A 13256-nucleotide genomic window follows, 5' to 3' on the forward strand; every position below is an offset into this window, starting at 1 on the left:
ATGGCAAGACGTTCCCCCCTCCTCCGAGTTTCATGACGCCCCCATCCGCCGCATCCCAGCCCGACGCCCGCCTCGAAGCGCTCACCGCGTGGCTGCGCCCGCTCGCCGAACGCTATGCGCTCGATCTGTCGACCCTCTCGCCCGCATCGTCGGACGCCAGTTTCCGCCGCTATTTCCGCGTCGCATCGGCCACGAGCGCCGGCGGCACGCTGATCGCCGTCGACGCGCCGCCGCCTGAAAAGTGCCGCGAGTTCGTCCAGGTCGCGCAACTGCTCGTCGCGGCCGGCAACCATGTGCCTGACGTGCTGGCCCACGATTTCGACGCGGGCTTCATGCTCGTGACCGATCTCGGCCGCACGTCGTACATCTCGGTGCTCGATCCGGCCGACCCGGCCGCCGCAAAACCGCTGATGCGCGCGGCGCTCGACGCACTGATCCGCTTCCAGCTCACGTCGAAGCCCGACGTGCTGCCGCCGTTCGACGAGTCATTCCTGCGCCGCGAGATGGAGCTGATGCCCGAATGGTTCGTCGGCCGCCACCTCGGCAAGCCCGTCACCGACGCGATGCGCGGCACGCTCGACCGCACCTTCGCGCTGCTGGTCGCCAGCGCGCACGCGCAGCCGCAGGGTTTCATGCTGCGCGATTTCATGCCGCGCAACCTGATGGTGTGCGAGCCGAACCCGGGCATCCTCGATTTCCAGGACGCCGTCTACGGGCCGCTGACGTACGACGTCGTGTCGCTGCTGCGCGACGCCTTCATCAGCTGGGACGAGGCGTTCGAGCTCGACTGTTTCGCGTACTACTGGGAAAAGGCGAAAAAGGCCGGCCTGCCGGTCGACCCCGATTTCGGCGAATTCTACCGCCAGCTCGAATGGATGGGGCTGCAGCGCCACATCAAGGTGCTCGGCCTGTTCGCGCGCATCAATTACCGTGACGGCAAGCCGCACTACCTGAACGACCTGCCGCGCTTCATCGCGTATGCGCGCAAGGTCGCGCTGCGCTACCGCCCGCTCGTGCCGTTCGCGAAGCTGCTCGACGAGTTCGAGGGCAACGCACCGGCCGACGTGGGCTATACGTTCTGATCGCTCCGACTCTCCTGAAACCCGGCCGAACATGAGCAACACCCTGACCACGGCGATGATCTTCGCCGCCGGGCGCGGCGAACGGATGCGCCCGCTCACCGACACTCGCCCGAAGCCGCTGCTCGAAGCGGGCGGCAAGCCGCTGATCGTGTGGCAGATCGAAGCGCTCGCCCGCGCGGGCATCGAGACGATCGTGATCAACCATGCGTGGCTAGGCGAACAGATCGAGGCTGCGCTCGGCGACGGTTCGCGCTGGGGCGTGCGGCTCGCGTATTCGGCCGAGGGCGAGGCACTGGAAACGGCCGGCGGCATCGCGAAGGCGCTGCCGCTGCTCGAGCGCGACGGGCGGTCGACGGTGTTCGTCGCGGTGGCCGGCGACGTGTTCGCCGAGTTCGATTACGGGACGCTCGCCGCCCCTGCAGCGCGCATGTCGGCGCTCGACGCGCCCGCGATGCATCTCGTGATGGTGCCGAATCCGCCATTCCATCCGTCCGGCGATTTCGTGCTCGATGGCGACGGGCGCCTGTCGCTCGACGGTGGCGAGCGCGTCACGTTCGGCAGCATCGGCCTGTACGACACGCGAATGTTCCGCGATCTCGCGCCCGGCACGCGACGCGCACTGACGCCGTACTTCCGCGCGGCGATCGAGGCCGGCCGCGCGAGCGGCGAACTGTACGAAGGCATCTGGGAGAACGTCGGCACACCCGCGCAGCTCGGCGAGCTGGATGCGCGGCTGCGCGCCGCGGAGTGACCGGCTGACGGGTCGTCGGGCCGATCGATCGGATGGCCGGTTGGCGCGCTGCTGAGCCGACCGGCAAGCCGGCCGGGTTGGCCTGGCTGAACAACAGGACCAGCTGCCGACCGCTCATCCCGGCGCGACTCCCGCCCGTCAAGCACGCTGCCTTCCCGCTGCGGGCCGGCGCGTGCAGCCCCCCCGCTCACGCGGCTTCCGCTTCCTCCCCGCCCGCCGCCGCGCGCTGCTGCAGCGCCCACATCTGCGCATACAGCCCGTCGGCGCGCACGAGTTCGTCGTGCGTGCCGCGCTCGACGATCCGCCCTTGGTCCATCACGAGAATCTGCTGCGCGTGCACGACCGTCGACAGCCGGTGCGCGATCACGAGCGTCGTCCGATGCCGCGCGATCTGGTCGAGTTCGTGCTGGATCGCACGCTCCGAGCGTGAATCGAGCGCCGACGTCGCTTCGTCGAACAGCAGCACCGGCGGATCCTTCAGCAGCGTGCGCGCGATCGCGACGCGCTGCTTCTCGCCGCCCGACAGCTTCAGCCCGCGCTCGCCGACCGGCGTGTCATAACCCTTCGGCAAGCTTTCGATGAAATCGTGGATGTGCGCGGCACGCGCGGCCGCGATCACCTCGTCGCGGGTCGCGGTCGGCCGGCCGTATGCGATGTTGTAGTAGATCGAGTCGTTGAACAGCACGGTGTCCTGCGGCACGATCCCGATCGATGCGCGCAGCGAGTCCTGCGTGACGTCGCGGATGTCCTGCCCGTCGATCCGGATCGCACCGCCCGCCTGCCGGTCGAGATCGTAGAAGCGGAACAACAGCCGCGACAGCGTCGACTTCCCGGAGCCGCTGTGACCGACCACCGCGGTCGTCGTGCCCGCGTCGATCGTAAACGACACGTCGTACAGGATCTGCCGCGCCGGCTCGTACGCGAAATTCACGTGCTCGAAGCGCACCTGCGCGCCGGCGACCGCAAGCGGCCGCGCATCGGGCAGGTCGGCGACTTCCTTCGCGGCCGACAGTAGCCCGAACATCCGGTCCATGTCGGTGAGGCTCTGCTTCAGCTCGCGGTAGACGACGCCGAGAAAGTTCAGCGGAATGTACAGCTGCAGCATGAACGTGTTGATCAGCACCAGATCGCCGAGCGTCAGCTTGCCCGCGAGCACGCCCTGCGTCGCGCGCCACAGGATGAACACGAGCCCCGTGCCGATGATCGCCTGCTGGCCGAAGTTCAGCACCGACAGCGAGTTCTGCGAGCGGATCGCGGCCTTGCGGTAGCGCTTCAGGTTCTCGTCATAGCGCTGCGCTTCCCACTCCTCGTTGCCGAAGTACTTCACCGTCTCGTAGTTGATCAGCGAATCGATTGCCCGCGAATTCGCGCGCGAATCGAGTTCGTTCATCGTGCGGCGGAAATGCGTGCGCCAGTTGGTGACCTTCACCGTGAACACGATGTAGGTGACCAGCGCCGCGAACGTCACGTACGCGTAATACGCCTCGTACTTGACCACGAAGAAGCCGAGCACGAGCCCGACCTCGACGAGCGTCGGCAGGATGCTGTACAGCGAATACGAAATCAGTTGCTGGATGCCGCGCGTGCCGCGCTCGATGTCGCGCGACATGCCGCCCGTCTGGCGCTCCAGGTGAAACCGCAGCGACAGTCCGTGCAGGTGCCGGAACACCTGCAGTGCGAGCTGGCGCACCGCGCTCTCGGTGACCTTCGAGAACAAGATCTCGCGCAGCTCGGTAAACAGCGACGTGGACAACCGCACGAGCGCATACGCGACGACCAGCAGCCCCACGCCGCCCGCGAGCACGATGCCGGCCGACTGTTCGGCGCGGCCGATCGCGGTGATCTGCTGTACGTAGGACAGGTGGTCGACGATGCGCTTCATCACGACCGGCACGCCGAGGTTAGCGACCTTCGCGCCGATCAGGCAGCCGAGCGCGAGCGCGACGCGCCATTTGTAGGTGGCCAGGTACGGCAGCAGCGACCGGATGGTCTGCCAGTCGTTGCGGGGCCCGGTTGAAGCCGGCGCGGGCTCACCGGAAGCAGGAAATCGGCGCATGGGGGGAAGGATCGGCGGCGGTGCCGGACGCGTGCAACGGCGGCCGGCTCGCTCACTTTCTCGTACAATTTGCGAACGTTGTATTGTCGCAGAAGCCGCTTCGCGCCGCTGCCGGCGCCCTCGCCGGCCGGGCTGCGCGCGGCGGCAAATTCATTACAGGATGAAAGCCCCCGCCATGACCGATTCGACCCTCGAACTTCCGGCAAAGCAGCCCGCGCTGCGCGTCGTCCCGCAACCGCACGACGCGAACGTCCACGGCGACGTGTTCGGCGGCTGGATCATGTCGCAGGTCGACATCGCCGGCTCGATCCCCGCGAGCCAGCGCGCGAACGGTCGCGTCGCGACGGTCGCGGTCAACTCGTTCGTGTTCAAGCAGCCGGTGTTCGTCGGCGATCTGCTGAGCTTCTATGCGACCATCACGCGCACCGGCAACACGTCGATCACGGTCGACGTCGAGGTGTACGCACAGCGCATGCGCCTGATGGGTGAAGTCGTGAAAGTCACCGAAGCGACGCTCACCTACGTCGCCACCGGCACCGACCGCAAGCCGCGGCAACTGCCGCCGCTCTGACGGGCGAGCACCGCGCGACGGCGCCCTCCGCCTGCCCGCGGCTACCTCAGTGCGTGGCCGTCAGCCCGAACTCCCGCATCGCGGGCAGGAAATCGTGGTTCAGCTTCGGCTTGCGCGACAGCTTCACCAGCACGTAGCGCTGGAACGGCGCGAGCCGCTGCCACTGCGCGAGCGCGGGCGCCGACAGCCCGGCCAGCGCGCTCTGCTGCACGAGCGACTCCGGCACCGTATCGGTGGCACGCCAGGTCGGCTGCTCGTCCGGCTGGAACCACGACGGTTCCAGATCGGCATGCGTGCGCAGCATCTCGAACAGCGCGTGATCGAAGTTGGGCTCGATCGCGGTGTCGTCGTCGGCCGGAAAGCGCGCGAGCAGCTTGCGGTCCTCGAGCGGCAGCAGCTGCCACTGCTCGAGCGAAATCCGCAGACCGAAGCGGTCGAGGTTGAAACGCACGATCATCGGGATGTACGTGAAGTTTTCCGACGAATCGTGTTCGAAGTTGAATAGCAACGGAGCGTCGCTGAGTCCCATGGTCGTTACCTGACGTGGCGGATGCCGGCGCGGCCGGCTTGCCTGAGGTATTTTAGAACCTCTGCGCGCGGGCGGCGGATACGATTGCCGCCGGCCTCGCGCCGAATCAACGGGAGTGCTCGTGAATCCGACCGAATCCGGTGACATGCGCGACGAACCGCGCGGCGCGATCGAACTGACCGTGCGCCGCACGCGCGGCGGCGCCGTCGAGACCGCACACGACTACGTAGGCCAGGAATGGCCCGTCGCGCTCGTCTTCAACGGCATCTCGCATGCGGTGATGATGTGTACGCCGTGCGACCTCGAAGCGTTCGCGGTCGGTTTCGCGATCTCGGAAGGGATCGTCGCGCGCGGCAGCGACATCAAGGACATCGAGGTGATCCTGCACGCCGACGCGCCGCTGCCGCATGCGGAAGTCCACCTGGAGGTCGTCCAGCAGGCATTCGCCGCGCTGAAGGACCGGCGCCGCGCGCTCGCCGGGCGCACCGGCTGCGGCGTGTGCGGGATCGAAAGCATCGACCTGCTCGACCTCGCGCCCGAACGTGTGCCCGATACGGGCTTTCTCGCGCGCCTCGCGCCCGACGCGCTGGCGCGCGCGGCGCACGGGCTGCCGGCCCACCAGGCGCTCACGCAGCTCACGGGCGGCCTGCATGCGGCCGCGTGGTGCGACGCAACAGGCGCGATCCGGATCGCGTTCGAGGACGTCGGCCGCCACAACGCACTCGACAAGCTGATCGGCTCGCTCGTGCTGTCGCGCGCCGACGCGACCGACGGCTTCGTGTTCCTGTCGAGCCGCGCGAGCTACGAGCTCGTGCGCAAGGCCGCACGGGTCGGCATCCCGATGGTGGCGACGATCTCCGCACCATCGTCGCTCGCGATCGAAATCGCGAAAGCGGCCGGCTTGCGGCTCGTCAGTTTCTGCCGCGAAACCGGGCACGTCGACTACGGCACGGCCTGATCGCGAGCGCGAAATCGCGCCGACGATACGCCGCCGGCGCAACCCGCTCCGTCAGTCGAACTGACGGAAATCCGGCTTGCGCTTCTCGAAGAACGCCGTCATCGCCTCGCGCGCTTCCGGCGCGCGCAGCATCGCCGAGAAGTGGGCCGCCTCTTCGGCCATCCGCGCGTGCGTCGCCACACCGCCCGTATCCTTCAGCAGCGCCTTCGTCACACGCAGCGATGCCGCCGGCAGCGCCGCGAGCTTCGCCGCCTGCTTCGCCGCGAAAGCGTCGAGCTCGGCCGCCGGCAGCACGCGATTGACGATGCCGATCCGGTGCGCCTCCAGCGCATCGAACGCCTCGCCGAGCAGCAGCTTCTCGGCCGCTACCTGATGGCCGGCCAGACGCGGCAGCAGCACGCTCGACGCGGCTTCCGGGCACAGCCCGAGCTGCGTGAACGGCAGTGAGAACGACGCGGTGTCGGCCGCGTACACGAGATCGCAATGCAGCAGCATCGTCACGCCGACGCCGATCGCCAGACCCGGCACCGCGGCCACGATCGGCTTGCTCGCGCTGCTGATCCGCGCAAGAAACTGGAACACCGGAGCGGTGTCGTCCTTCGGCGGCGACTTCAGGAAATCCTCGAGATCGTTCCCCGCGGTGAAATTGCCGTCACCGCCGCGCAGCAGGATCACGCGAATCGCCTTGTCTTCCTGGGCTTCGGCGAGAGCGTCGGCCATCGCCTGGTACATCGCCGCCGTCAGCGCGTTCTTCTTCGCCGGGCGCGCGATCGTGATCGTCATCACGCCATCGGCGCGTTCCACTTGAATTTCGGCCACAACCGTCTCCTTTGACTTTCCTCTATCGGAATAAAAAAACGGTGCGCGAGCTCGTGGCCCGCGCACCGTCGTCGCTCTTGTCCCGCCCCGCTTACAGGCGTTCGATGATGCCCGCGGCGCCCATGCCGGTGCCGACGCACATCGTGACCATCCCGTACTTCAGATTACGGCGACGCAGGCCGTGCACGACGGTCGCCGCCCGGATCGCGCCGGTCGCGCCGAGCGGGTGGCCGAGTGCGATCGCACCGCCCATCGGGTTGACCTTCGACGGGTCGAGGCCGAGATCGCGCATCACCGCCAGCGATTGCGCGGCGAACGCTTCGTTCAGCTCGATCCAGTCGAGATCGTCCTGCTTCAGGCCGGCAGCCTTCAGCGCGGCCGGAATCGCTTCCTTCGGACCGATGCCCATGATTTCCGGCGGCACACCACGCACCGCGAAGCTCACGAAGCGCGCGAGCGGCGTCAGGTTGAATTCCTTGAGCACCTTCTCCGACACGACGAGCAGCGCACCCGCGCCGTCCGACGTCTGCGAACTGTTGCCGGCCGTGACCGAGCCCTTGTTCGCGAACACCGTGCGCAGCTTCGCAAGGCCTTCGATCGACGTATCCGCACGCGGACCTTCGTCGAGCTTGATCTCGCGCGTCTTCACGTCGACCTCGCCCGTCGCCAGGTTCGGGAAACGCTCGGTGATCGTGTACGCGGCGATCTCGTCGTCGAACTCGCCGGCCTGCTGTGCGGCAAGCGCCTTGCGGTGCGACTCGACCGAGAACGCGTCCTGGTCTTCGCGGCTCACCTTCCACTGCTCGGCGACGCGCTCGGCCGTCAGGCCCATCCCGTACGCAATGCCGAAGTCTTCGTTGCGATCGAAGATGTGCGGCGACATCGACGGCTTGTTGCCCATCATCGGCACCATGCTCATCGATTCGCAGCCGCCCGCGAAGATCGCGTCCGATTCGCCGACGCGGATGCGGTCGGCCGCCATCGCCAGCGCCGTGATGCCCGACGCGCAGAAGCGGTTGACCGTCACGCCGCCGACCGTCTGCGGCAGGCCCGCGAGCAGCGCGCCCATCCGCGCGACGTTCAGGCCCTGCTCGGCTTCCGGAATCGCGCAGCCGATGATCGCGTCTTCGATCAGCTTCGTGTCGAAGCCGGGCACCTGCGCAACCGCCGACTTGATCGCATGGACCAGCAGCTCGTCCGGGCGCGTGTTCTTGAAGACACCGCGCGGGGCCTTGCCGATCGGCGTGCGGCTGGCGGCGACGATGTATGCGTCTTGCAATTGTTTGCTCATTTGAGACTCCTTGCCTTATCCGCTCGCTCAGTTACGCACCGGCTTGCCGGTCTGCAACATGCCCATGATCCGTTCCTGCGTCTTCTGCGTGCCGAGCAGCTCGACGAACGCACGGCGCTCCAGCGCGAGCAGCCACTGCTCGTCGACGAGGCTGCCGGCTTCGACGTCGCCGCCGCACACGGCTTCGGCGATGCGGCTCGCGATCAGGTAGTCGTGGTCGCTGATGAAGCGGCCGTCACGCATGTTGACGAGCGATGCCTTGATCGTCGCGATCGCCGACCGGCCCGCGACCGGCACGTCCTTCGCGCGCAGCGGTGCGCGGTAGCCGGTTGCCGCCAGCGCGCGCGCTTCCTTCTTCGCGGTGTCGAGCAGTTCGAACACGTTGAAGACGATCGTGTCGGACGGCTTCACGTAGCCCATCGCACGTGCATCGTGCGCGGACGCCGACACCTTCGCCATGGCCGCGTTCTCGAACGACTTCGTGACGAACTTCAGGATGTCGGTGGTCGCGTTCGCGGCCGTTGCGGCCTCCGCTGCGCGCAGCGCGGCTTCCTTCAGGCCGCCGCCCGCCGGCACGAGGCCGACGCCCACTTCGACGAGACCGATGTAGCTCTCGACGTGCACGACGCGCTTCGCGCTATGCAGCATCAGCTCGCACCCGCCGCCGAGCGCGATGCCCGACACGGCCGCGACGACCGGCACGTTCGCGTACTTCACGCGCAGCATGCCTTCCTGGAACTTCTTCACGAACGGCTCGATCCCCTTCGCGCCGCCCATCATGAACGCGGGCATCGCCTCTTCGAGGTTCGCGCCAGCCGAGAACGGGCCGCCCGGCGTGCCGAGCTTCAGCGACGTCGGCTGCCAGATCACGACGCCCTTGTAGTCCTTCTCCGCGAGTTCGATCGCCTGCACGAGGCCGTCGATCACGCTCGGTCCGATCGTGTTCATCTTCGACTTGAACGACACGATCACGACGTCGTCTTCACCGGCACGGTCGTCGACCCATGCACGCACGGCATCGGTCTCGAACAGGGTCTTGCCGTACGTCTTCGGATCGGCACCGGCTTCGCCGAGCAGCGGTGCGCGGAACACCTGCTTGCCGTAGACCGCGAGGTCCGAACGCGGCACGAAGCGCTTCGCCGCCGGTGCCCACGAGCCTTCGGCCGTGTGCACGCCGCCCTTCTCCGCAACCGGGCCGTCGAGCACCCACGACGGCAGCGGCACGTTCGCGAGCGCCTTGCCGGCCGCGATGTCTTCCTGCACCCACTCGGCGACCTGCTTCCAGCCGGCGGCCTGCCAGCCTTCGAACGGGCCTTCGTTCCAGCCGAAGCCCCAGCGGATCGCGAGGTCGACATCGCGCGCGTTGTCGGCGATCGATTCGAGATGCACGCCGATGTAGTGGAACACGTCGCGGAAGATCGACCACAGGAACTGCGCGTGCGGATGGTCCGTTTCACGCAGCAGCTTCAGGCGTTCTGCCGGCGGGCGCTTCAGGATGCGGCCGACGGTTTCGTCCGCCTTCGCGCCCGAATCCACGTAGGTGCCCGTCTTCGCGTCGAGCACCTTGATCGCCTTGCCTTCCTTCTTGTAGAAACCGCCGCCCGTCTTCTGGCCGAGCGCGCCCTGCTTCACCAGTTCGGCGAGCACGGCAGGCGTCTGGTAGACCGGGAAGAACGGATCGTCGGCGAGGTTGTCCTGCATCGTCTTGATCACGTGCGCCATCGTGTCGAGGCCGACCACGTCCGCGGTGCGGAACGTTGCCGACTTCGCGCGGCCGAGGCGGCTGCCCGTCAGGTCGTCGACTTCGTCGAAGCGCAGGCCGAACTTCGCGGCCTCGGTGATCACCGCGAGGATCGAGAAGATGCCGACGCGGTTCGCGATGAAGTTCGGCGTGTCCTTCGCGCGCACGACGCCCTTGCCGACGATGCTCGTCAGGAACGTCTCGAGCTGGTCGAGGATCTCCGGACGCGTATGCGCGGTCGGGATCAGTTCGACGAGGTGCATGTAGCGCGGCGGGTTGAAGAAGTGCACGCCGCAGAAACGCGACTTCAGCTCGTCCGAGAAACCTTCGGACAGCTTCGTGATCGACAGGCCCGACGTGTTGGTCGCGAAGATCGCGTTCGGTGCGATGTGCGGCGCGACCTTCTTGTACAGGTCGTGCTTCCAGTCCATCCGCTCGGCGATCGCCTCGATCACGACGTCGCACTCGGCGAGTTTCGCGATGTCGTCTTCGTAGTTCGCTGCTTCGAGGTACTTTGCGTCGTCCTTCACGCCGAACGGCGCGGGCGACAGCTTCTTCAGGTTCTCGATCGCCTTCAGCGCGATCGCGTTTTTCGGGCCTTCCTTGGCCGGCAGGTCGAACAGCAGCACCGGCACGCGCGCGTTGATGAGGTGCGCGGCGATCTGCGCGCCCATCACGCCGGCGCCCAGCACGGCGACCTTGCGAATCAGGAAATTGCTCACGGGATGTCTCCGGATAGTGTCGTGCAGCGCGGGAGGTGTGGGCTGCACGGCGAAGTGAGTACCAGGAACCGTTGCGTTCGGGCGACGCGCAGCGCGCGCCGCCCGGGCTCGCGTCAGAACAGCGATTCGTCGACTTCCATCAGCGTCTTCGAACCGGCGCGCGCGGCGCGGATCGTCGACGCCGTCTCGGGCAGCAGGCGCGCGAAGTAGAAGCGTGCCGTCGCGAGCTTCGACTTGTAGAACGGATCGCCCGACGCTTCCTTGTCGAGTGCGAGGCGCGCCATGCGCGCCCAGAAGTACGAGAACACCAGGTGGCCGACGGTGCGCAGGTACGGCACGGCGGCAGCGCCGACTTCGTCCGGGTTCTGCATCGCCTTCATGCCGATTTCCATCGTCAGCTTCTGCACCTTGTCGCCGATGTCGGCGAGCGGGTTGATGAACTCGGCCATTTCCGGCTTCACGCCTTCGGCTTCCGCGAATTCCGTGACGAGCTTGCCGAACTTCTTCAGCTTCGCGCCCATGTCGCCGAGCACCTTGCGGCCCAGCAGGTCGAGCGACTGGATCGAGTTCGTGCCTTCGTAGATCATGTTGATCCGCGCGTCGCGCACGTACTGCTCCATGCCCCACTCGGAGATGAAGCCGTGGCCGCCGTAGATCTGCATCGCGTGGTTGGTCGACTCGAACGCGTTGTCGGTCAGGAACGCCTTGATGATCGGCGTGAGCAGCGCGACGAGATCGGCTGCTTCCTTACGCACCGCTTCGTCACCGTGCGACAGTTCCTTGTCGATCTGCAGCGCGGACCAGTACGTGAATGCGCGCGCGCCTTCAGCGTAGGCCTTCTGCGTGAGCAGCATGCGGCGCACGTCCGGGTGCACGATGATCGGGTCGGCCGGCTTGTCCGGTGCCTTCGGACCCGTCAGCGAGCGCATCTGCAGGCGCTCCTTCGCATACGTAAGGGAGTTCTGGTACGCGACTTCCGTGAGGCCGAGGCCCTGCATGCCGACGCCGAGGCGCGCGGCATTCATCATCACGAACATCGCGTTCAAGCCCTTGTTCGGCTCGCCGACCATCCAGCCCTTCGCGCCATCGAGGTTCATCACGCACGTCGAGTTGCCGTGGATGCCCATCTTGTGCTCGATCGAGCCGCACTTGATGCCGTTGCGCTCGCCCGGCTCGCCCGCTGCGTCGGGGATGAACTTCGGCACGATGAACAGCGAGATCCCCTTGGTGCCCTGCGGCGCGTCCGGCAGGCGCGCGAGCACGAGGTGGATGATGTTCTTCGACATGTCGTGCTCGCCGCTCGAGATGAAGATCTTCGTGCCGCTGATCGAGTACGAGCCGTCGCCGTTGGGTTCGGCCTTGGTGCGCAGGATGCCGAGGTCGGTGCCGCAGTGCGGCTCGGTCAGGCACATCGTGCCCGTCCATTCGCCCGTCACGAGCTTCGGCAGGTAGCGCTGCTGCAGTTCCGGCGCGCCGTGTGCGTGCAGGCACTCGTAGGCGCCGTGCGACAGGCCCGGATACATCGTCCAGGCCTGGTTCGCCGAGTTCAGCATTTCGTAGAGCGCGTTGTTCACGAACGCGGGCAGGCCCTGGCCGCCGTACTCCGGATCGCAGCCGAGTGCCGGCCAGCCGGCCTCGACGTACTGCTGGTAGGCTTCCTTGAAGCCGGTCGGGGTCTTCACGACGCCGTCGCCTTCATACGTGCAGCCTTCGCGATCGCCGACCTGGTTCAGCGGGAACAGTACCTCGGAGCAGAACTTGCCCGCTTCCTCGAGGACCTGGTTGATCGTGTCGGCGTCGAGGTCCGCATGCTTGGGCATTTGCTTGACTTCGGCTTCGACGTTCAGAAGCTCGTGCAACACGAATTGCATGTCGCGCAGCGGCGCGGCGTACTGTCCCATGACTCTCTCCAAAGGTGGGCAAAACGGCTCGAGCTCCTGGCGGGCGGATCACGCGCCGCTAACGGCTCTCGCTCTGATACGAAACAATCGTCTTTTCCAGCGCGGCCCACGTGAGGCGCACGGCGTCCGGCGAATGCAGGAAGCGTGCGTCGTGATGCAGGCCGAGCGTGAAGCTGTACAACTCGAAGAGCATCAGGTCCGGATCCGTATCCGCACGCAGATGGCCTTCTTCCTTCGCCTGCGAAATGGCACGCAGCATCGCGGCACGCCAGGCCGTCACGCTTGCGATCAACTGCTCGCGCACGGGGCTGTCAGGCCGGTCGTCGTACTCGACGGCACCGCTGATGTAGATGCATCCGGTCGTCACCTCCTGGATGCGCTTCTCCGTCCAGCGGGCCAGCATCGCCCGAAGGCGCGGCAAGCCTCGCGGCTCGCGCAGGCTCGGAAAGAACACCTCGTTTTCGAAACGATGGTGATACTCGCGGACGACCTCGACCTGCAGATCCTCACGCGATCCGAAGTGCGCGAACACACCGCTCTTGCTCATCTGCATGCGCTCGGCCAGCAGGCCGATCGTCAGCCCCTCCAGCCCGTCCCGGCTGGCGAGGTCCAAAGCAGCTTCAAGTATCGCGGCACGCGTCTGTTCGCCTTTTCGCATAGCTATTTCTGTAACCGTTCGGGGGTTCGAATAAAATCGAACGGCCGTACTATTATTGAGTGCGGCCGCTCGCGAAACAAGGAAATTATTAGAAACCGGTGTCTAACCGAGCCGCTATTTTGCGCGATTCCGGCGGGACCGGAGCGGCTTTTCCGCACGAACGTGCGGACAGATTTT

General features: G+C 66.6%; 11 protein-coding genes. 4 read left to right on the forward strand and 7 right to left on the reverse strand.

Translation table 11 applies throughout. The annotated features are described in order from the left end of the window. Positions 1-32 precede the first annotated feature (32 nt). Positions 33-1082: an aminoglycoside phosphotransferase family protein gene (locus LGN17_RS31235; RefSeq protein ID WP_226200853.1), complete on the forward strand. Its 1050-nt coding sequence runs from the start codon at positions 33-35 to the stop codon at positions 1080-1082. Between the two features lie 31 nt (positions 1083-1113). Beyond that, the gene (gene murU, locus LGN17_RS31240) at positions 1114-1833 is read left to right on the forward strand and encodes an N-acetylmuramate alpha-1-phosphate uridylyltransferase MurU (protein WP_226200854.1); all 720 of its coding nucleotides are present in this window, start codon (positions 1114-1116) and stop codon (positions 1831-1833) included. A 187-nt stretch (positions 1834-2020) separates the two neighbouring features. Here murU and LGN17_RS31245 read toward each other — a convergent pair whose 3' ends face one another. Next, complete coding sequence (locus LGN17_RS31245) at positions 2021-3889, reverse strand: ABCB family ABC transporter ATP-binding protein/permease (RefSeq protein ID WP_226200855.1); 1869 nt, start codon at positions 3887-3889, stop codon at positions 2021-2023. A 175-nt stretch (positions 3890-4064) separates the two neighbouring features. On the opposite strand from LGN17_RS31245, the gene LGN17_RS31250 reads away from it, so the two are divergent. Further along, positions 4065-4460: an acyl-CoA thioesterase gene (locus tag LGN17_RS31250; protein WP_226200856.1), complete on the forward strand. Its 396-nt coding sequence runs from the start codon at positions 4065-4067 to the stop codon at positions 4458-4460. Between the two features lie 46 nt (positions 4461-4506). On the opposite strand, the gene LGN17_RS31255 is transcribed toward LGN17_RS31250, so the two are convergent. Next, complete coding sequence (locus LGN17_RS31255; protein ID WP_047898989.1) at positions 4507-4989, reverse strand: nitrate reductase associated protein; 483 nt, start codon at positions 4987-4989, stop codon at positions 4507-4509. A gap of 115 nt (positions 4990-5104) precedes the next feature. On the opposite strand from LGN17_RS31255, the gene fdhD reads away from it, so the two are divergent. Then, positions 5105-5947 (forward strand): formate dehydrogenase accessory sulfurtransferase FdhD, encoded by an 843-nt coding sequence (gene fdhD, locus LGN17_RS31260; protein WP_413227061.1) that lies wholly within the window; start codon positions 5105-5107, stop codon positions 5945-5947. A gap of 51 nt (positions 5948-5998) precedes the next feature. Here fdhD and LGN17_RS31265 read toward each other — a convergent pair whose 3' ends face one another. From LGN17_RS31265 to LGN17_RS31285, 5 genes are all read right to left on the reverse strand, one after another. Next, complete coding sequence (locus LGN17_RS31265; RefSeq protein WP_226200858.1) at positions 5999-6766, reverse strand: enoyl-CoA hydratase; 768 nt, start codon at positions 6764-6766, stop codon at positions 5999-6001. Between the two features lie 91 nt (positions 6767-6857). Next, positions 6858-8057 carry an acetyl-CoA C-acyltransferase gene (locus tag LGN17_RS31270; RefSeq protein ID WP_175956324.1) on the reverse strand — a complete coding sequence of 400 codons (1200 nt, stop codon included), beginning with the start codon at positions 8055-8057 and terminating at the stop codon, positions 6858-6860. A gap of 27 nt (positions 8058-8084) precedes the next feature. Continuing rightward, complete coding sequence (locus tag LGN17_RS31275; RefSeq protein ID WP_226200859.1) at positions 8085-10520, reverse strand: 3-hydroxyacyl-CoA dehydrogenase/enoyl-CoA hydratase family protein; 2436 nt, start codon at positions 10518-10520, stop codon at positions 8085-8087. 113 nt (positions 10521-10633) lie between these two features. Continuing rightward, positions 10634-12421: an acyl-CoA dehydrogenase C-terminal domain-containing protein gene (locus LGN17_RS31280; protein ID WP_069257557.1), complete on the reverse strand. Its 1788-nt coding sequence runs from the start codon at positions 12419-12421 to the stop codon at positions 10634-10636. Positions 12422-12479: 58 nt separating this feature from the next. Further along, positions 12480-13079, reverse strand: coding sequence for a TetR/AcrR family transcriptional regulator (locus tag LGN17_RS31285; protein ID WP_006751498.1), 600 nt, complete (start codon positions 13077-13079; stop codon positions 12480-12482). Between the last annotated feature and the right edge of the window lie 177 nt (positions 13080-13256).

The organism is Burkholderia sp. AU30280, assembly GCF_020420125.1.
In the GTDB taxonomy this organism is placed as follows: Bacteria; Pseudomonadota; Gammaproteobacteria; order Burkholderiales; family Burkholderiaceae; genus Burkholderia.